At 58.8% G+C, this 19,883-nt stretch carries 13 protein-coding genes; 8 read left to right on the top strand and 5 right to left on the bottom strand.

The window, feature by feature from the left end; all coding sequences use genetic code 11:
• Positions 1-318 precede the first annotated feature (318 nt).
• Positions 319-1,131 (top strand): histidinol-phosphatase HisJ family protein, encoded by an 813-nt coding sequence (locus CA51_RS14630; protein WP_145121803.1) that lies wholly within the window; start codon positions 319-321, stop codon positions 1,129-1,131.
• Positions 1,132-1,228: 97 nt separating this feature from the next.
• On the opposite strand, the gene CA51_RS26385 is transcribed toward CA51_RS14630, so the two are convergent.
• The 5 genes from CA51_RS26385 to CA51_RS14605 all read right to left on the bottom strand — a co-directional run bounded on the left by CA51_RS26385 (position 1,229) and on the right by CA51_RS14605 (position 8,088).
• Positions 1,229-2,551 (bottom strand): HlyD family secretion protein, encoded by a 1,323-nt coding sequence (locus CA51_RS26385; RefSeq protein WP_145121801.1) that lies wholly within the window; start codon positions 2,549-2,551, stop codon positions 1,229-1,231.
• Positions 2,548-2,901 (bottom strand): DUF3302 domain-containing protein, encoded by a 354-nt coding sequence (locus tag CA51_RS14620; protein ID WP_145121800.1) that lies wholly within the window; start codon positions 2,899-2,901, stop codon positions 2,548-2,550. Before CA51_RS14620 ends, CA51_RS26385 begins: the two co-directional genes overlap by 4 nt.
• Before the next feature lie 87 nt (positions 2,902-2,988).
• A complete protein-coding gene (pgsA, locus tag CA51_RS14615) occupies positions 2,989-3,582 on the bottom strand; it encodes a CDP-diacylglycerol--glycerol-3-phosphate 3-phosphatidyltransferase (protein WP_145121797.1) in 594 nt (197 codons plus the stop codon).
• Between the two features lie 59 nt (positions 3,583-3,641).
• The gene (rimO, locus tag CA51_RS14610; RefSeq protein ID WP_145121795.1) at positions 3,642-5,063 is read right to left on the bottom strand and encodes a 30S ribosomal protein S12 methylthiotransferase RimO; all 1,422 of its coding nucleotides are present in this window, start codon (positions 5,061-5,063) and stop codon (positions 3,642-3,644) included.
• A gap of 229 nt (positions 5,064-5,292) precedes the next feature.
• Positions 5,293-8,088 (bottom strand): peroxiredoxin family protein, encoded by a 2,796-nt coding sequence (locus tag CA51_RS14605; protein ID WP_145121793.1) that lies wholly within the window; start codon positions 8,086-8,088, stop codon positions 5,293-5,295.
• Between the two features lie 362 nt (positions 8,089-8,450).
• Here CA51_RS14605 and CA51_RS14600 point away from each other — a divergent pair, with 362 nt between their 5' ends.
• From CA51_RS14600 to CA51_RS14570, 7 genes are all read left to right on the top strand, one after another.
• On the top strand, positions 8,451-10,244 hold the full coding sequence (locus CA51_RS14600; protein WP_197451192.1) for a BBP7 family outer membrane beta-barrel protein: 1,794 nt from the start codon (positions 8,451-8,453) through the stop codon (positions 10,242-10,244).
• Positions 10,245-10,656: 412 nt separating this feature from the next.
• On the top strand, positions 10,657-12,504 hold the full coding sequence (locus tag CA51_RS14595; protein ID WP_145121789.1) for a C45 family autoproteolytic acyltransferase/hydrolase: 1,848 nt from the start codon (positions 10,657-10,659) through the stop codon (positions 12,502-12,504).
• Positions 12,505-12,579: 75 nt separating this feature from the next.
• On the top strand, positions 12,580-13,164 hold the full coding sequence (locus tag CA51_RS14590; protein WP_197451191.1) for a nucleoside deaminase: 585 nt from the start codon (positions 12,580-12,582) through the stop codon (positions 13,162-13,164).
• A gap of 94 nt (positions 13,165-13,258) precedes the next feature.
• Complete coding sequence (locus CA51_RS14585) at positions 13,259-14,173, top strand: dihydrodipicolinate synthase family protein (RefSeq protein ID WP_145121788.1); 915 nt, start codon at positions 13,259-13,261, stop codon at positions 14,171-14,173.
• Positions 14,174-14,334: 161 nt separating this feature from the next.
• Positions 14,335-14,775 (top strand): hypothetical protein, encoded by a 441-nt coding sequence (locus CA51_RS14580; protein WP_145121786.1) that lies wholly within the window; start codon positions 14,335-14,337, stop codon positions 14,773-14,775.
• Positions 14,776-14,854: 79 nt separating this feature from the next.
• Complete coding sequence (locus CA51_RS14575) at positions 14,855-17,842, top strand: PVC-type heme-binding CxxCH protein (RefSeq protein WP_145121784.1); 2,988 nt, start codon at positions 14,855-14,857, stop codon at positions 17,840-17,842.
• A gap of 520 nt (positions 17,843-18,362) precedes the next feature.
• Positions 18,363-19,778 carry a sulfatase family protein gene (locus CA51_RS14570; RefSeq protein WP_145121782.1) on the top strand — a complete coding sequence of 472 codons (1,416 nt, stop codon included), beginning with the start codon at positions 18,363-18,365 and terminating at the stop codon, positions 19,776-19,778.
• Positions 19,779-19,883 lie beyond the last annotated feature (105 nt).

The following is a 19,883-nucleotide window of genomic DNA, read 5'->3' as shown; positions in this document are numbered from 1 at the left end:
TGCGTCGCGGCAAGCGGCTGACCTCGCGATCAGGCTCCGCTCGGGGGGAGAACCGCGGCCATTCCCTATTCTAGTATGAGAGTTCAGCCGCCACGCGTTTGCGCGGCGTTGTCCAGCAGGTCCGGGCGCACGTGCGTGGCGGCTAATTCGCCTGAATGCAAGCATTTAACGGCGATGAGGGCGTAGGTGTCGGTTTGTCCTTGTTCGGCAAAAAGCTTACGATCAGCTCGTGTCGCCGCTGCTCTGCCGGCGGAAGTCTATGGACTGATCGACACCAAACCGCAATCACACGCTTTCCACACAGCACACGACAATCGCATGCTTTACGAATCCCATTCTCATACTCCGCTTTGCAAACACGCTCAGGGAACGCCTCAAGAATACGCCGCCGCAGCTCATCGAGCCGGAATGCCGGGGATCACGATTACCTGCCACAACCCGATGCCCGATAAGTTCTCGGCGCATGTCCGGATGGAGCCCGAGCAGTGGGACGAATACAAGCGGATCGTCGCCGAGGCGGCTGAGGAGTGGCGTGGGAAGGTCGACGTGCGGTTGGGGCTGGAGGCCGACTACTATCCCGGGCACGTCGATTTTGTCCGCCAGCAAATCGCTGACAACCCGCTAAGCTATGTGATCGGATCGGTCCATCCGCAGACTCCCGAGTACCGCCGCGATTATCGCACCGACGACCCGCTGCAGGATCAGATCACCTACTTCAACATGCTCGCCGACGCTGCTGAGACGAAGTTGTTCGATTGCATCTCGCACCCCGACCTGATCAAAAACGAAACGCCCGAAGATTGGCAAACCGAGCGTTTGATCGACACGATCGCCAGCGTGCTGGATCGAATCGCTGCGTCGGGGACGGCGATGGAGTTAAACACCAGCGGCCGCTACAAACGGATCACCGAGATGAATCCGTTCCCGCAGATGTTGCAGATGATCCGCGAGCGAGAGATCCCCGTCGTGATCGGCGCCGACGCTCATGTGCCCGAACGTGTTGGCGAGGGATATCCCGAGGCGCTGGCCATTTTGAAGCAGGCCGGGTTCGACGAGGTCGTCTATTTTGTCGACCGCCAACCCCAGGGCGTTTCGATCGACGAAGCGCTCAAGTTCGCTTGGGTGAAATAGGAACCGAGCGCCCATCCGGGTTGCGACGGCATCTCGCAAGCGATGCGAAGATGCCGATCGCGTCGATCGAAGGCTTAGGTTTTTCGGCGGCTGCTTTTTAGTGAACCGCGTCGAAGTTCTTCATGAAGAAGACGTAGTTCTCCCAGCTCTTGATTCGCAGGATGATCTTGCGAACGATCGCCAGGGCGTGGAAGTTGTGAGTGTAGACAGCGATACTCACGTGGGCTCCCGTCGGCAGGTTGAGCTCTTCGACGTCTTCGCCAAAGACAAACTTCACGGGGATATCGTCTCCCACACTTGCATCGGGCCCGCCTTGTACCCTGCCGGCTCCGAGGAATTGTCCCTCGGGGATGATGTCGAAAACGTATTCGACTTTCGCCGGAAAGATCCGCCCCGGATAGGCTTGGAACGCGAGTTCCGCATCCATCCCCGGTTCGATCCCCGCGATCGCGTTTTGCGGATACCGGGCGACCAGCATCTGTTTCTCGTTAGGGATAAACAGCATCGCCGAGTTGGGTGAGAAGGGAGTTGCCATCTGGCCGGGGCGAAGCGTGACCTGTGTCACGTAGCCGTCGGTCGGTGCGCGGAGGACCGTTTGTTCCAGCTCCCAGCGTTTGCGTTCCAGTTCGGCCATCGCTTGCCGCACATCGGGGTTCACGCCGTCGCTTTCGGCTTCCAGCGCGACGCGGGCTTCGCGTTCTTGAGCCTCAGCCTGCTTGAGAGCATCGCGAGCCGCCTTCAAGCGATTGCCTCCCGATGCCAGTGTCTCCTGCGCTTTCTGTTCGGCGCTTTTCGCCTGCAAAAGTTCCGCTTCCAAGGCGGCGACGCGCGCCTGGTCGGAATCGAGTTCACGCTGCGATGCGGCACCGGACTGCGCAAGTTCGGTGCTTCGCTCGAGATTCGCTTTTGCCAATTCCAAGCGGGTTTGCGTTTGTTCGATTTGCGCTTGCGAGATCTCCAACGAGATCCTCGCCTGGCGGTCGTAATCGGATTCCGAAACCAACAGGTTCGAACGCGCGACCTCGGTCGCGGCTTGAGCCGACGCGAGGCGGGCGTCCAGCTGTGATACCTTCGCGTTCATCCCGGCCAGGCTCGCTTCCAGTCGATCGACTTCCAACTGGTAAGGCTTGGGATCGATGCGGAACAAGACGTCGCCAGCTTTTAACGGAGCGTTGGTCGTCACCGGGACTTCGATCACCTTGCCCCGAACCTGCGGCACGATCTGAGTGACTGTCGAATAGAAGCGGCCGTCATGGCTGACCGGATGGCAGACCGACAACAGGATCAACAACCCGACCAACAGGAACATTCCGCCCAGCACGGCGGTGCAGATGGTGTAGGTGGTGATCGGAACCAGTTTGAACTTTTTAAAGATCAACCAACATGCGGCGCCATAGGTGCCCAAGATTAATTCAATCATTTTCCACGTGCCCCTTTCGATGGTTTGCCGGCAGCCTCTTGCTCCATCTCTTTGATCCGAGATTCCAATTCAGCCAGCCGCGCCAGCAGATCGGGATGGGCTGGCGTTCCCGGTTCGGTCTCCGCCGTGGCGGTATCCTCTTTGTGCGACAACGCCCACAGAAAGACCAACGGCCAGATCGCGTGCAGCGTGAATAGGCTCAACCAACACGCGACGTAGATCGCATCCTGTTGGGGATGATTCCGATGTTTTGCCGATTCGTACGGCAATTCATGGATATAGATGAATGTGTAGAAGAGTATGACCAGAACGATCAAAATCATACACAGCGCTACATAGTCCAAAAACACAAGCTTCCCCTTCCCTAATCAGGCACACTGCGAGTGAGAATCTCACAGTCATACCTAACTAAGCACAATTAGGAAAGAGAAGGAGTGCTAAGATTTGGCGCCATCGCGTAACATTCTTGTGGCGGCCAGTATGTACTCCCATCCGGAGTAGAGAGTTAACGCAACGGCTGACCATAGCGTTAGCGTGGTGGCATGCAGAATCCAAGCTGGCGCGTCGCGCATTCCCAGTCCGATCAGGACCAAGATAATCGCGGCACACTGCAAAACCATCTTCCATTTGCCCGACCAGCGAGCCGAAAAGTCGCCGCCGCTTCCTTCGATCATTCCCCGCAGCGAGGTGACCAAAAGTTCTCGGGCGACGATCACGATCGCCATCCATGGGGCGACGTTTGAATCATCGATCGCCACCAACGCGATAAAGGTTCCGCAGATGATGATCTTGTCGACGAAGGGGTCGAAGATTCTTCCCAGTTTGGTGACTTGGCCGTATTTACGAGCCCAGTAGCCGTCCATCCAGTCGGTCCCCGCAGCGACCGAAAACGCTACGAGCGCCGACCAATACTCTTGGTAAGCCAGCAGCACGACGACGCCGATCGCTAAGAAGAACCGGATCGTCGTCAGTAGATTCGGAACGTTATAGATCGATGGCGGCGTGGTCGTTGTCGTCGTGGCGGTAGTCATCGGTCCAGCTCCAGTTTCCACATTTCGCTTCGTTTCGGACATGATCCATTCGCTATCGATTACCGTGGGGCTTCGGTTGGCACTGCGACGAGGTCGTAACCTTGCGACGCCACGATCTCCGATCGCACCATCAGGCCCTGATCCAACGGTGAATCCTGTTCCGAGACAAAGACCAATCCGTCGATATCGGGAGCGTCAGCGGCGGTTCGGCCGATCCAGACGCCAGGCTGATCGGGCAGCGGTCGGTCGATCAGGACATCGGCCTGCGTTCCAACACGTTGCTGATTCCAATCAAACGCCATCTCCTGCTGCAACTGCATCAGCCGGGCGCGGCGAGCTTCGGCAACGTCGGCTGGCACCGGGTTGGGCAGTTTGGCCGCCGGTGTGTCCGGTTCCAACGAATAGGTGAAGATCCCTAGCCGTTCGAACTGATGCGTTTCGATGAACTCATACAATTGATCGACGTCCTGCTCGGTTTCGCCAGGGAAACCGGTGATGAAGGTCGTTCGCATGACGAGATTATCGATCCGCGACCGCATCTTTTTCAGTAGCACTTCGGTGTCGGCGCGGTTCACGCGGCGCGACATCCGACGCAACATCGAATCGCTGGCGTGCTGCAGCGGCATGTCGATGTAGGGGACGATTCGCTTGGCCGACGCAATCGTATCCAACAATTGGTCGTCGATGTACATCGGATAGAAATACATCAGTCGGATCCAATCGAGGCCATCGATCGCATCGAGCTGTTGCAGCAGTTCGTTCAGGCGGGTTTTGCCGTAGAGGTCCAGCCCGTAATACGTGGTGTCTTGGGCGACGACGTTTAATTCGCGGACGCCGCTTTCCGCCATCCGCCGCGCCTCAGCGACGACCTGTTCGATCGGCTTGCTGGCATGTTTGCCGCGCATCTTCGGGATCGCGCAGAACGTGCACAATCGGTCGCAGCCCTCGGAGATCTTCAGATAGGCGAAGTGCTGTGGGGTGATGCCAAGCCGCCGGTTGTCGGGCAGGGCTTGGATCGGTGCGGGGCGGAAGACGGTTCGCTGTTCGGCGATTCCATCGACAAATCGGTTGGCGACGTCGACGATGTCGTCGCGGCCAAAGACTCCCAACATCCCGTCGATCTCGGGACGAGCGGCCATCAATTGGTCGCGTTGCCGTTCGGCTAAGCATCCGGTGACGATCACGCCACGCAGTTTGCCCTGCTGTTTGAGGTCCAACATCTCATCGATCGCGCCCATCGATTCCTGACGAGCCGAATCGATGAAGCCGCATGTATTGACGACAACAAAATCGGCTCCGTCGGGATTGTCGACCAAGCGGTATCCGAACTCGTGCAGCTGGCCGAGCATCTGTTCGGTGTCGACGGTGTTTTTGGGACAGCCAAGACTGATGACCGCATAACTGCCACGCGCGTCACCGTCTGCCAAGGGGGCGGCCTGCGGTTCTGCGTTGTTCGGTGCGGAAATGATCGGCAGTTGCATAGATGGGCGTTTGGTTCAGATTCGGTTCGATAGATCGTGTTTAGCAACAACCCAAAAGCCTACCCGAGAATCGCGTTTCCGGCTATGGTCTTTACAGACGGAGCCCATCGGGAGCCAAAGATTCGCTCCGTTTTACGCTTTGCCTAGACTTTTCCCCGATTCCGGCAGCTGCCGCGGCGGTCTTGCCGCCGCGAAGAGCTTTGGCCCTGCCCGCGGGAGAGCCCCGATTTCATTGGGGCTTCAGCAGCCGCGCCGCTTCGTCGAGCACAAACTGCGGCTTCATAAACGGCTCAAATCCAATGTCTTGCCAGCGGATCAGCCCCTCGCTATCGATCAAAAACGTGCCGTGCAGCGGCTGGTTTTCGAAGTCGTCGAACGCGCGATAGGCCTTGAACGTCTGCAAATCGGGATCCGAGATCAGCGTGAAGGGGAGCGGTTTGTCGTCGTACAGTTTGATCGATTTCTGCAGATCTGATTCCGGATCGCTGCTGATCGCAACGATCTCGATCCCCGCTTTGGCAAACTCTTCGGCCATCGGGGAAAACGCTTGCAATTGCTCGGCACAATGCAGGCATGCGTAACCGAGGTAGAAGATGACGACGACGGGCCGCCCGCGATAGTCTTCCAAAGACCGCGGTTCCCCCTGCGAATCGGTTAGATTCCAAGTCACCGCTGGCGAAGGGTGCCAGCGGAACGGACCGAGGGAGTCGAGATCGGGCCGCTCGCCGAGATCGTCGCTCGGCTGGGCCGCGACGCGCCAATCGGCTGGCAGATCCAGCTGTTCCGCGATCGGTTGCAGCCGCGCGAACGGAACCGCTTCGAGATCGAGATCCGACGAAATCTCTCGCAGCTTCTCAAACGTCTCCTCCGCCAATTTCCAGTCCCCCGCTGCGGCATAGATTTCCGTCAACCAAGCCAAGGGCAGCACCTCTTGCTTGCTTTTGCCAGCTTCCTTTTTCAGCGCCGCAATCGCTGTCTTCGGATCGCCGCTACGCAAGTTGCAGATCGCCAAGTGGTAGGGACTGACATCGCTGCCAGCTTTCTTCAGCAACGGCAAAGCCGCGTCGTAGTTTTCGGCGGCCAGTTCGCGAAAGCCTTCGATTTCGGCGATCGCTTTGACGAGGTTGTTGATCGGTGTGTCGAACGGTTTCCGCGCCGCCGTACGCGCTTTGTCGATCGTCTTTTGATGTTTGTCGATCTGTTGTTGGCGAGCCTTCGCTTCGGCTGCGGCTACGCGTTGATCGATCGATGCCGCCGGATCTTCTTTCGATTCCGCAGCTTTCGGATCCGCCGCTTGCTTCGCTACCGACTCTTCGTCGTCGGTCGCCTCTGTCGCGACAGCGGTTTCAGTTTCGGCAGCTTCCGCCGAATCGGGTTCTGCGGCCGCGGGTTCGCTCGGTTTTTCCGAAGCCTGCTTCGCCAGTTCGGCTTCCGCATCGCGGCGGGCTTTTTCTCCTGCCGCTTTCACCGCCGCGGCGTCGATCGCATTTTCGGTCGCCTCGTCGGCAGCCTTTTTGCCGGCTTCCTTTTGTTCGGCTCGCTTCTTCTTCAGTTGGTCGTTCAGGTCGGCCAAGACCTGTTCGCCGCCGGCGGACTGATCGGCCATAAAGCTGGCGACGCCCAACAACCGCAAGCGGACAAGCTGTTGCTTTTCATCGTCGGTCGGTTCCAGCAGCGGACTCTGGCAGAGTTCGATCGCTTGCTGCCAACGCTCGTATTGCGTCAGCGTTTCGACCAAACGGAGGCGTCCGTAGTGCGTGCTCCCCTTCTTTTCGAGCGTGTTGTATTTGGGGTGACGCGGCAGTTGGATCATGTTGATCGCCAGGTCGACAGCGTCGTCGGCGCGACCGATGTGATTCAGGTTCCGGATCAACCATTCGTTATTGTGAGCAAAGTTGTGGATCTGGTCGGGCAGCAGACCGTCGCGGATCATTTGCGCATGATCGACGCGAGCCGACGCCTCCTGTTGCCACGCCGCGTCGCGGTAACGCTTCAGTCGCGAATAGATATGCCCGGGCATATGCCACATGTGCGCGATCGCTGGGGCCGCGGGGCCGCACAATGCGGCCGATTCCAACGCCACCTCCGGCTTCTTGTAATCCCACAAGTGAATTCGAAAGTGATGCGCCGAGTGCATCGGCTCCGCGGCAAAGACTTTGTCCATCAAGCCGTCGACCGCGAGGATGCTGGGGTTGGGCAGCTCCCCTTTGTTGTCGTACAGCTGCAGCGACAGAAGCGCCTTGGCTTCGATGTCGTCGGGAAACTCCAACGCGATCGCTTCCAGGGCTTCGGTGTATTCCTTCGCTCGCTTCTCTTTCCGCTCCGCCTCTAATTCCTTTTCGGCCTTCTTCTCGGCCTCGGTTTTCTCCGCCTTGGTGTCGGACTTCTTCTCGTCCTTGTCGGCTTCAGCTTTTGTGTCCTTGTCGGCTTCGTCGTCGGCTTTGTCTTGCTTGTCGCCAGACTTCTTGTCGTCGGCTTTTTTGTCTTTCGCCTTCTTAGCTTCCTCCTTCTCCTTCAGTCGCTGCATGAAGTTCAGGTCGGCGTCGAGCGCTTCGATATACATTCGCTCCCGTTTCGTGACGGCATCCTTCCGCTTTACCGCTTCGGCGATGAAACCTTTGGCTCGCCGCTCGACCTTGCGCGTCGCAAGAGCAGCGCCCCAGTAGGCCATCGCGCACTCGGGATCCAGCTGGGCGGCTTGGCGAAACGAGCGTTCGGCTTCGAGGTACCAGAAGCCATAAAACTGGCCGAGTCCCTGTTCGACAAACGCCTGTGCTTCGGGGCTGGACGTCGTGACTGGGAACTTGACCGCGCCGGTGCCGCCCATCAAATGCGCTCGCTGGCGAGGCCCCTCATTGAGAAACTCGCCGTGATAGGAATGCCCCGCTAGCGTCTCTTCGGCATCGGCATCGGCTGCCTCGCTGGGCGCGCCGGCGGTCGGCAGATTTTCAGCCGCATCGATGCAGGGACAAGCCAGAGCTAGCAGGATCAGCCATAGCGAGGTGCGGACGTGACAAATTCTCATCGATTGGAATTCCTGGCAGGGGACGCAAACGTCATGCGCGTTTGTTTCTAGGTGGCGGGAGAGCCGTCCAGATTAGAGCTGAAGATTGCAAATTGCAAGCGTTTGGTAGGCCCTGGTCCACCGCACCGGACCGCTGCCACCGGCTCATTCAGCAAGTCGGGCAAAGGCGGGAAGCTGCCCCGCCGCTGCTGCAATCGAGCGAATCGGTCCACTCTACCACGTTTAGCTAGCACAATCGTGCCTAGATTTCCTGGGCTAGCATTCCATTGCTAGCAGATAATTAGGCCAGGGGGATCGCCCCCAAAATGGCTTCACCAGCCAACCGCGCTTCGATACGCACACTTCCCCAACTGGAGATTATCATGGTATTTGCTGCTCTTTTGCGTCGCCCGCTCCGCGCCTCGCTGGCATTAACTGTTTCGATGTTGCTGCCGCTGCCAGTTGTTGCTGCTGCGGAGACCGAACACGGCTTGGCGGCTCAGCGAGCGTCCGACTCTGACGCTGCCACGCTCTCCGCCGCGGGGACGTCGAAAACCGTGGGGCCGGCAAATGTGAACCATCTTCCGACCGCTGATCTTGCCGCCAGCCAGCAGCGGGTTCGGCAGCCAATCGCCTATCAATCGCGTGTGCAGCGGCCGGCCCATTTCGATTCCACCTCGATCCCACATCTAACCAAGCTCGATCCGCAGGGTTTGGAGAATCACATTCTCAGCGAACAGCAGCTGCAAGCGTTGTTTGCCGCGACGCGCAGCCGAGATCTTTCGGCCGCGTTGGCTCCGGCACCGCAAGGTCTGCTGCCTGCGGTCCCCTGCCAGGCGTCGAGTCCATGTCCGTCAGAGAATCCGCACGTCGCGACAAATTCACAAGTTGAGGTGAACCCGCACGTTGCGGCAAATCCACCGGTCGCGGCGAATCCTTATCTGGCCACCAATGCCGTTCAACCTAATGCGGATCAATCGCCAACGCTCATTTCATCGCCACAGTTCGAGGCCGACACTCTCCCTTCGATCGCGATGGTTTCGTCGAGGCGGCCGCAGATGATCGTCGACGTTCCCTGCTCGCCACGCTTTTGGGCCGACGCCGAACTGCTGTCGATCTGGGTGCGAGGCGACAGCCTGCCGACGCTTCTTACAACCAGTCCCTTGGGAACCGCGGCTGCCGATGCGGGGCAGATGGGGCTGCCGACAACGTCTTCGATGTTTGGTGGCGGACGCAGCGATTCGGACGCTCGGCTGGGAGTTCGATTTAGCGTCGGGCGTTGGCTGATGCGAGCCGATCAGATCGCGATCGAGATGGACTATGCATTCTTGGGGCACGCCGATGCGACTCATGTTTTCAGCTCCGCCGGAAATCCGATGTTGGCCCGTCCCTTCTACGATGCCAATCCGGGCGTCGATGGCGAAGCTGCCGATCTGATTGCTTTTGATACGCTGACCGAGGGTCAGGTGGCGATCGATACCCACAGCGAACTGTATAGTGGTGGCGTTGGGATGCGAGCGGTGGCGCTGCGATGGAGCGATCCGATGATCGGCCGCCGCGTCGATTGGTTGTCTGGCTTCCGCTACTTCCGGCTGGCCGAGTCGGTGCGGATCGGCGACCATCGGACAGCGACAGCAACGCACGACAGCCCCTATGGTTCGCTCGACGCGGGGACGACCGTCGACAGTTTTGATCTCTTCAAAACCGAAAACGATTTTTACGGATTCGATATGGGAGTGGCCGCTCGCCAGATGCTGGGCCGTTGGTCTTTGCAGTCGCATGCCAAGATCGCGTTGGGCGTGAATCATCAGGGGATCGAAATGGCGGGGCAGCGAACGATCGCGCCGCTGGTCGGCGCGGCGACAACCCAGCGAGGCGGCTTGCTGACCGGCGAAGACAATCTCGGCGGGACTTCGCGACAACGCTTTGCCGTGATTCCCGAAACGCGAATCGAAGCCGGATACCAGCTGACGGCTCACCTGCGAGCTTCGATCGGTTACCAGTTTCTGTATCTCAGCGACGCGGTGCGACCGGGAGCTCAGATCGATCGGGCGGCCAATAGCACGATGTTGAATTCAGCGGTTGCCGCTGCGGGGCCCAGCCGCCCCAGCCAACGCTATGAAACCGAAGGCGTCTACGTTCATGGCGGAACGTTTGGTTTGGAGCTGAACTATTGATCGCTGCGGTGAAGGATCGGCGAAGCGAGCGACGGCGCTTCGCCAATCGGAACGAATGCGACCTGCCTGAAGTCGCTCGAAAGACCATCGCCCGCTTTATCGGAATCAGGGCAAAACAGTGTTTCAATTTGAGGTATCAGCCGCCACGCGCTAGCGGCTTGTCGGTTTAATCAGCCGTTTGGGCGTTAGCCCCGGTTCCGCTGGCACTAAAACGGGGCTAACGCCCAAACGGCTAATGCAAGGAAGCTCGTTGTGACTAAACCGACAAGCGGCTAGCGCGTGGCGGCTAATCTGCCTAAGCACAAACTGTTAAAGCCCTGGCATCGGAATCAAAAAACTTGACGGTTGCGATCCCGACCGCTAGGCTTCGGCGTTCACCAGAAACTACTAAATCGATTTTTGCGGAGTTGTGATGATAATCTTAGACGTGGCTCGTTGGCGGCTGGCTTTCCTGGGTCTGCTGTGCTCTCTTGCGGTTCCTGTCGCCGCCGCGAAACCCTCCGCCGATCCCAACAGCTTGACCCAGCGTTTGGATCCGTTGTTCGAAATCCTTTCGGGCCGCGACGCGCAGTTTTCGGTGACCGTCGAGGGGCAGTTGCCGATCGATGGCAAGAACCAATCGATTCAATTGCAGCTGACCCGCTACGACGATCAAGCGTTCGACTTGATCGCCAACCATCCCGAATACGCGGTCTCGATCCGCCGCCGCCAAGAAGCGACATCGCTTGCGTTGCCGAAGCACGGCGTGGTCTACATCGGCAGCGGCGCGGTCGACAGCGAAGATCATCTGGTTCCCAAAGCGATCGTCCCACGTTTGGTTGGATCGGGCTGCGAGATCGCTCCCTATCTTGGACTGCTCGCCAGCGGTGACGCCAAGTCGACGCTCGCGCTGCTGTCGAACTTTGTCGAAATCAAACGGACCGATAGCGGGTGGACGATCGGTGGCGATGTCCTGATCACCGCGTTGGAAAACGATCCGAACACGCTGCAAGTTTCAAGCGGCGACAGCAACGCGACGATCCGCGTTGCAGAGCCTGCGGAGATGGCGGCGATCGATGCTTGGCCCGGGATGCGGTCGGAGTCGATCGATCGCAGCGAGTTGGAATTGCATCTGGCTCGCGGCGCCCGCCGTGCGATGGAAGTCTTGATGCCGTCGCGCGAATTAACCTCCGCTGTTGAACATCCCCAAACCGTCGATCATGGCGAACTGCGGTACGTCGATGGGCAGCGATTGGTTTTGTTGTGGGGCACGCCCGAACAGATCGGCCGCGCCCACGGGCAACTGCTGCGCGATGAATCGCAGCGCTGTATCGATTCGGTCCTGTACGCCTTTGGCACCGTGCAAACCGTGCTGACGGGCCGTTGGTTCCGCGACGATCTGGAAAAAGCTTACGTGCGGCTGAAACCACACATCCCAGCGGATCATCTGACGGAAACCCGAGCTCTTGCGCAGAGTTTGGGCCAAGATCCCAAGACCTTGGAAGCCTTAAACGTCTTTCCAGAACTGTTCCATTGCTCGGGCTTCGCTCTTTTTGATTCGGCGACCGTCGATGGCAAGCTCTACCACGGCCGCGTGTTGGACTACATGACAACGATCGGACTGCAGGACTGTGCGACGACCTTTGTCGTTTCGGTCGATGGCAAGATCCCGTTCGCAAACGTTGGCTACGCAGCCTTCACCGGTAGCGTCAGTGGGATGAACGATCAATCGATCTCGCTGGGTGAGATGGGCGGCAAGGGCGAAGGGCAATGGGACGGCGCTCCTATGGCTACCTTGATGCGTCGGGCGTTGGAAGAGTGTTCGACGCTCGCCCAAGTGGAAAAGCTGTGGACCGATAGCCCGCGAACCTGCGAGTACTATTACGTCTTCGCCGACGGGAAAACCAACGAAGCGGTTGGCGTGGCTGCGACTCCCGATTCGATCGAATTCATCCGCCCCGGCGAAGGGCATCCTCTGTTGGGCGAAGGGATCGCCGATTCGCTGCTGTTGTCGGCGGGAGGTCGCTTGGATACGCTGCGGTCGCGTGTGCAAGAGAACCACGGCAAGTTTGATGCCGAGAAGTCGATGTGGTTGATGAGCCGACCGGTTGCGATGGCGTCGAATCTGCACAACGTCCTGTTCATTCCCGCCGACGGCGTCTTTTATGTCGCCAACGCCGATCACAAGCGTCCAGCGGCAGAGCGACCCTACGTGCGGTTCGACTTGAAGAAACTGTTGGCTCCCGCAGCGGATAACCGCACCGCCGTGGCCAGTCCATAAAAGGGCGACGATTGTCGCGACGAAGTCCGCCGGTTCGGAAAGAATCGGCCGTGGGTGGAGAGTTTGGAAACAACGATGTTGAACATTTCGCTCCCCTCGTGGGTATCGCGACAGATCGCTGAAGAACCGACGCATTTTGAAACGCTCGAAGCGCGGATGGCGTTGGTGATTCGGTATTCACAGACCAACTTCCGCAACGAGACCGGTGGTCCGTTTGCGGCGGGAGTCTTCGAAAAGTCGAGCGGCCGGCTGGTCGCACTCGGCGTCAATCGCGTGGTTCCCTGCAACGCTTCGATCGCGCACGCCGAGATGGTCGCCCTCACGTTGGCTCAGCAAACGCTGCAGACTTACGACTTAGGGGCCAGCGATCAACCGGAACATCAATTGGTCGTCAACGGTCGGCCGTGCGCGATGTGTTTTGGCGCGATCCCCTGGTCGGGAATTCGTTCGCTGGCGATCGGGGCATCGGGCCTGAAGATCGAAGCGATCACCGGCTTTGACGAGGGGCCGATCCATCCCAATTGGCAGCACGAATTGCAGCGGCGTGGGATCGAGGTGATCGAAGAGGTGCTGGCCGATCGGGCTTGCGAGGTGTTTGAGGAATTTGCAGCCTCGGGCGGTCGCACCTACAACGGCCGCGGGAACGAAGCAGCGGATTGAGTTCCAAATCCGCAGGGGCGTTGCGTCAAAGCGATCTCGCGTTCATAGTTTCCCCAACCTCCTACTCATTCCAACGACGACGGAACCGACAGCCATGCAAACGACTCCCGTAACTTACGAAAACCTTCGCGATTCGATCATCGCCGTTCCCCCGCTGTGCCGCGACGCCGACTACCGCATCTGTAAGACCGAAAACGAGAAGCTGGTTCGACACATCGAAGCCGGCGGAGTCAGTTCGCTGCTGTACGGCGGCAACGCAAATCTGTACCACGTCCGCGTCAGCGAATACGCTCAGATGTTGGAGATGCTCTCGGAGATCGCTGGCGACAAAACGTTGGTCGTCCCGTCGGTTGGACCCGCGTACGGATTGATGATGGATCAAGCCGACCTGTTGCGCGATACCAAGTTCCCGACCGTGATGGTTCTGCCCGCCGATGCGGTGATGACCGAATCGGGATTGCTGCGCGGCTTCCGCCACTTTGTCGAAGCGATCGGTCGCCCCGCGGTTTTGTATATCAAACGCGAAGGCTACATCACGCCCGAAGGGGCGGCGAAGTTGGTCGACGACGGTTTGGTTTCGTTCATCAAATACGCGATCGTTCGCGACGATCCCGCGGTCGATCCATTCTTGGACCAATTGGTCGATTGCGTCGATCGCAAGCTGATCGTCAGCGGAATCGGCGAGCAACCAGCGATCGTCCATCTGAAGCAGTTCGGGATTACCGGTTTCACCTCGGGCTGCGTTTGCGTCGCTCCCGGATTGTCGCAGCAGATGCTTCAAGCTCTTTACGCCGACGACGTCGAGAAAGCTGAATCGATCCGCAAGACGTTTCTTCCGTTGGAGGATTTGCGGAACGGGATCAATCCGATCCGAGTCCTGCATCAAGCTGTCGCTTCGGCTGGGATCGCTGCAACCGGACCGCAGATTCCGCTGTTGGACGAGATCGATCCAAGCCGAGTCGAAGAAATTCGCGTCGCCGCAACCGAATTGCTTGCCGCGGCAAAGTAGTTTTCGGTGCGGCATTTTGTCCCGCCTGAATGACGATCGATTCGCCGCTTCGGCTGGCCCGCCGATTTCCGCGGGCTATACTCGTTGTAAGAATCAACGAGGCGGCGAGCGGGGTGCTCGCGCACGCCCGTTCCCCTCCTACTGGCCCGAAGTGGATCTCCATGAAAACCATCGTTGCTCCTTTGATCGTTGCGTTACTTGTTTTGGCAAGCCCGTCGATGGTCGCGGCTCAAAAATCGAAGAAGGCAACCGACCAAGAGTTGTCGGAGCTGTTGATCGGCAAATGGCAGGTGCAATTCGAGGATCCGAAAACTAAGCGGAAATCGATCGGATGGACCGTCTACGCAAAAGGTGGTTTGGCCGCGTCGCGATCGATCACTAAGGTTGGCGACAAAGAGGTCAATCTGGTCCTGCAAGCGAAGTGGAAGATCGAGAAGGGTGTGCTGATCACGACGATCACCAAGAGTTCCGATCCCAAGCTGGTCAAGGAAGCGTCGGTCACCAAGGACCGGATCGTTTCGATGTCGACAAAACAGTTCCGCTACATCGATCGCGATGGGAAGACGATTACGGAAATTAGGGTCCCCGACGACAAGCCTTAGTTCGCTTTGGGTTTTTGAGCTGCTAGAATGGGAGCGATTGTAGCATTCGCTTTCCTCCTCGAATCCGCCAAGCCCACCTATGTCCCACCTGTTCAGAACCGTTCCGTTCGCTGTTGCGCTATTGCTATCTCAGCCCTGTTTCGCTCAACAGGAAGCTGTCCGCGGTAACAAACCGCTGTCGCCTGAAGACTCGGCCGCCCAGTTCGAAATTCACCCCGATGTCCAAATCCAATTGGTCGCCAGCGAACCGCAGGTGATCGATCCGGTTGCGACCGCATTCGACGAACAAGGTCGGTTGTGGGTCGTCGAAATGCGAGACTATCCACTGGGGCCAGATGAGGGCCAACCGCCTCAGTCGCGGATCCAAGTTCTCCGCGATCGCGACGGCGATGGCTTCTATGAGCATGCGACTACGTTCGCCAAGGAACTGGTTTTCCCGACCGGTATTCAACCGTGGCGCGGCGGCGTGATCGTCACCCTGGCTGGCAAGGTGATGTTTATGGCCGACACCGATGGCGATGACGTCTGCGATTTGCAAGAGACTTGGTTCGAAGGGTTTATGCAGGAGAACACGCAACTGCGAGCCAACCATCCGTCATTGATGGTTAACAATCAGATACACGTGTCCAATGGACTCCGCGGTGGAACCGTCCAGAGCACCGACAAGCGTTGGGGCCCCGCCGCCGGACAACCCGATCCGTTGCCGCTGCAAGGCAAAGACTTCGCCTTCGATGCGTTGGGGGGCACGTTCACGGGGATGCCAGGCAACGGCCAGTTTGGTTTCTCCGAAGACGACTTCGGCAACATCTTTTTGTGCACCAACCGCAACCCCTGCATCCACGTCGCGCTTACTGGCGAGATCATCGCCAGCGACCCGTGGCTGACTCCCCGCGACGCGGTTCACGATGCGGTTATCGCCGGTGAAGCCTCCCGCGTTTATTCGTTGGCTCAAGCCTGGACGACTTCAAATCTGCACGCTGGCCAATTCACGGCCGCCTGCGGTGTGCACGTCTTTGGCGGCACGGGGCTGCCGGGCGATATGCTGAACAATGCGTTCACCTGCGAACCGACCGGATACTTGGTTCAGCGTCAGGTGATGCGTCCCGATGGGTTGACCTTTGCCGCGAAACGCGGCCGCGAAGAGGTTGAATTCCTGGCCAGCCACGACGCTTGGTTCCGTCCCGTGAATCTGAACTCGGGTCCCGACGGGGCTCTGTATGTCGTCGACATGTATCGCGCTGTGATCGAGCATCCGCAGTTCGTTCCCGAGGAATTGAAGAACCGTCCCGACCAACGTTGGGGAACCGATCGCGGTCGGATCTGGCGAGTCACCTCCAAAGCGGCCAACGGCCAAAACGTAGCCTCGGTAGACTGGAGTAACGCCGATGCGGCGACCTTGGTCAACGCGTTGGATCATCCGAATCGTTGGCACCGCCGTACCGCTCAACGATTGATCTTAGAGCAACTGACCAGCGATTCGTCGGCCTTCGTTGCCGATCTGCAATCCGCCGCCACCGCTGCTAAAACTCCCGCGGCCCGAGTCCGCGCGTTGTGGTTGCTCGATGCCATTAGCAAGCAGGCCGATGCCGATGCTGCCGCCGTTGCGGGGCTTCAAGATTTGTTGGTCGATGTGGTCCAAAAGGATCAAGACGTCCGCGTTCGTCGCCAAGCTGTCGAGCTGTTGTCCGCTGAGAATCCCAAACTGTCCGCGGCACTGCAGAGTGCGATTGCGACCGACGATCCGGTTCTACAAGCGGTCGCATGGCGGCGGTTGGTAATGACGACGGCGAAGCCCGCACCGGTTCCGGCGGCGCTCTTGAAAGCAGCCTGTTCGGACGATTTGCTGCGTGCGTATCTGATGGTCCCCGCGGTCGATGGGCAATGCGTCCAGACGGCGTTGCTGTTGGATCTGTTGAAGCAGCGGGAATCGCTGGGAGACCAATCGATCGATCGGCTGGCGATGGAACTCTCGCGACGGGTCGGCTTTTACGGCTCGCCCGACGAAATCGCCAAGGTGTTGGATCAAGCCGGCGCCGACCGATTGGGAATGCAGATCGTGCGAGGCTTGCACGAAGGCGTCGTTCGCGCTCGCAGGAATTGGAGCAAGAGTATCGCCAGCGACGGGCAACTGCATCCTGGATTTGTTCGCATTCAAGCGTATGCCAAATCGATCGCCGAGGATGACGCGGCGACCGCGGCCGCTCGGACCGATGCGTTGAGCATCGTCCGTTTGGATCGCTCTGACGAAACGACCAAGATGCTTGTCGCGTTGTTTGAATCCGACGCACCGACCGCGGTTCGCAGCAGTGCGATCGACGGCCTGGCAGCTTCGGGAGACCCGGACTTTGCCACCCGTATCCTCAGCGATCCCGGTCGCTTGCCACCGGCGCTGTTGCGCACGTGTGTTTCGGCGCTGTTGCGTCGTGCCGACTGGACCGCCGCGATGCTCGATTCGTTGGAAGCCGGCAGCTTGGCTCCCGCGGCGATGGATCTCTCGCAGACCAATCGCTTGCGAAATCACAGCAACAAGGAATTGGCGGGCCGAGCTCGCAAGCTGCTCGCTTCGCTTTCGGCCGACCGGCAAGCTGTGATCGATCGCTACCGCAAAGCGATGGCTGGCGAAGGCAATTCGAATGCGGGCAAGCTGATCTTCACCCAACAGTGCGCTGCCTGTCACGTGATGCAAGGCAAGGGGCACGCGGTCGGACCCGATATTTCGGACAGCCGCACCAAGACGCCTGAACAGTTGCTGGTTTCGATTTTGAATCCGGGTGCCGCGATCGATGCGAACTACTTCCGCTACACCGTCGTCACGATCGATGGTCAAGTGCAAGACGGCCTGCTGGTCGAAGAGACCGCCAACGCGATCACGTTGAAACAGGCCGAAGGGAAAATGACAACGATCGACCGCGAGGATATCGATCAGGCGCGCACGACAAGCGTCTCGCTGATGCCAGAGGGATTTGAACAACAGATCAGTCCCGAACAGATGCGCGATCTGATCGCCTACATCAAGAACTGGCGTTACCTTTCCGGGGCGGTCCCCGGCGTAGCGACCGGCGATTGATCCACGCCGAAGACTCTCAATTCGTCGCTCGCGGCGAATTGTTGTGATCGACTTGAAGCAACGGTTTGCCGAGCGGTAGGGCCAGCATCAGTTGGCCCGTCTGCTCCAACAAACCGATCGCTCGATAAATCTTCATCGCGGCGTGCTTGTCGCGATCGACGTCCACGCCGATCGCGCGGACTCTTCTGCGTGCAGAGCTCACGAATTTCGCGAGCCCCCGATTTGCCAGGTCCCCGATTTCGGAGCGCCAGACGCACTGCATCTGCATGCGCGTAGCGATCTTGAAGGGCGGTAGGGGCACGGTAGAGAGCCGAAACGGGAGGATAAGTCTCCCGTGCGAGTGCTGCTTTGCTTACAATACTTCGGTTCGCGATCCGTCGCAGGGCGAACGCATGTTTCCATTTCAGGCATCAGCCGCCACGCGTCAGCGTCCGCTTTGCTTGGATGGCAGTCGGCGCCCACAATAACGGATCGGCGATCAGTCGCATCTATTGGTTGTTAGCAACAAGAAGAGTTTATCATGAAGCAGCGTATCGGATTCCTCGCACTGGCCCTCGTGTCAGCCTTCAGTTTTTCAACGGTGAGCGTCGCCGCCGAATCGCGGCCAAACATCATCCTGTTTGTGACCGACGACCTCAGCCCCGACATGGGGTGTTACGGCAACGACGCGATCAAAACACCGAACCTCGATGCTTTGGCTAGCGATGGCGTCCGCTTCACCAACGCCTTCTGCACCACCGCCAGTTGCAGCGCGTCGCGTTCGGTGATCCTGACCGGCCTTCACAACCACAAGAACGGACACTACGGTCACGAACACGCCTACCATCACTTCACCTCGTTTGCGAAGACGAAAAGTCTGCCGGTCCGCTTGAACGCTGCCGGCTATCGAACGGGGCGGATCGGGAAATACCATGTCGCTCCCGAATCGGTCTATCACTTCGAAGAAGTGTTGACGGGAAACAGCCGCAATGCGGTCCAGATGGCCGACCGGGTGCAGTCGTTTGTGAAACAGGACGACAAGCCGTTCTTCCTCTACTTTTGCACCTCCGATCCCCATCGCGGCGGTTCGCGCCCCGATCTGCCTCTGACTCCCAACGCCTTCGGAAACAAGCCCGAAGGTTATGCTGGCGTCGACGAAGTGTTGTATTCTCCCGACGATGTGATCGTGCCACCCTACTTGCCCGACACTCCGGTCTGTCGCGCCGAACTGGCCCAGTACTACCAGAGCGTCTCTCGGATCGATCAAGGCGTTGGCCGGTTGGCCGAAGTCTTGAAGCAAGCTGGCGCCTGGGACAACACGATCGTGATCTTCACCAGCGATCATGGGATCGCGTTCCCCGGTGGCAAGACGACTCAATATGAACCCGGCTTGGCGATCCCGATGCTGGTCCGCGATCCGCGGATGCCCGAGCGTGGGACCGTCAATCCAGCGATGGTTAGCCTGGTCGACATGACGCCAACGATCCTCGACATGGCGGGCGTCAAAGCTCCGAAGAAAGAATTCCACGGCCGCAGCTTCCTGCCGATCCTTGGCGAACAGGATCCGACCGGTTGGGACGTCGTCTATGGATCGCACACGTTCCACGAGATCCAGATGTATTATCCGATGCGAACCGTTCGCCAGCGGCAATACAAGCTGATCTGGAACATCGCCCATCCGCTCCCCTATCCGTTTGCTTCGGACCTTTGGGCCGCACCGACTTGGCAGGCGCAATACGAACAAGGAATGCAGGCGATGTACGGCAAGCGAACCGTCGGGCGTTATATCCAACGTCCCGAGTTTGAACTGTTCGACTTGAAGGCCGATCCGCATGAGACGACCAACTTGGCCGACGATCCGAAATACGCAGACCGGTTGGCAAAGATGCAAGCCGAACTGAAGCAGTTCCAACAGAAGACGGGCGACCCGTGGATCATGAAGTGGGATTACGAATAATCCAACTCCAGCGATCTCGGCTGGCAAGCTCTTTCAACCGCGGCGCGACGTCGCCGCGTTGAATCGCTCGAAGCGTTGAATTCGAACGCCTGAAACTCTCGTTCG

Origin of the sequence: Rosistilla oblonga, assembly GCF_007751715.1 — a bacterium.
Taxonomy (GTDB): domain Bacteria; phylum Planctomycetota; class Planctomycetia; order Pirellulales; family Pirellulaceae; genus Rosistilla; species Rosistilla oblonga.
Note: the sequence above shows the minus strand (reverse complement) of the source record. Positions and strands in the feature narration are given on the sequence as shown.

Coding starts and splice junctions, on each gene's coding strand:
- CA51_RS14630 (WP_145121803.1), top strand. CDS start 319: ATGCTTTACGAATCCCATTCTCATACTCCGCTTTGCAAACACGCTCAG.
- CA51_RS26385 (WP_145121801.1), bottom strand. CDS start 2,551: ATGATTGAATTAATCTTGGGCACCTATGGCGCCGCATGTTGGTTGATC.
- pgsA (WP_145121797.1), bottom strand. CDS start 3,582: ATGACTACCGCCACGACGACAACGACCACGCCGCCATCGATCTATAAC.
- rimO (WP_145121795.1), bottom strand. CDS start 5,063: ATGCAACTGCCGATCATTTCCGCACCGAACAACGCAGAACCGCAGGCC.
- CA51_RS14605 (WP_145121793.1), bottom strand. CDS start 8,088: ATGAGAATTTGTCACGTCCGCACCTCGCTATGGCTGATCCTGCTAGCT.
- CA51_RS14600 (WP_197451192.1), top strand. CDS start 8,451: ATGGTATTTGCTGCTCTTTTGCGTCGCCCGCTCCGCGCCTCGCTGGCA.
- CA51_RS14595 (WP_145121789.1), top strand. CDS start 10,657: ATGATAATCTTAGACGTGGCTCGTTGGCGGCTGGCTTTCCTGGGTCTG.
- CA51_RS14590 (WP_197451191.1), top strand. CDS start 12,580: ATGTTGAACATTTCGCTCCCCTCGTGGGTATCGCGACAGATCGCTGAA.
- CA51_RS14585 (WP_145121788.1), top strand. CDS start 13,259: ATGCAAACGACTCCCGTAACTTACGAAAACCTTCGCGATTCGATCATC.
- CA51_RS14580 (WP_145121786.1), top strand. CDS start 14,335: ATGAAAACCATCGTTGCTCCTTTGATCGTTGCGTTACTTGTTTTGGCA.
- CA51_RS14575 (WP_145121784.1), top strand. CDS start 14,855: ATGTCCCACCTGTTCAGAACCGTTCCGTTCGCTGTTGCGCTATTGCTA.
- CA51_RS14570 (WP_145121782.1), top strand. CDS start 18,363: ATGAAGCAGCGTATCGGATTCCTCGCACTGGCCCTCGTGTCAGCCTTC.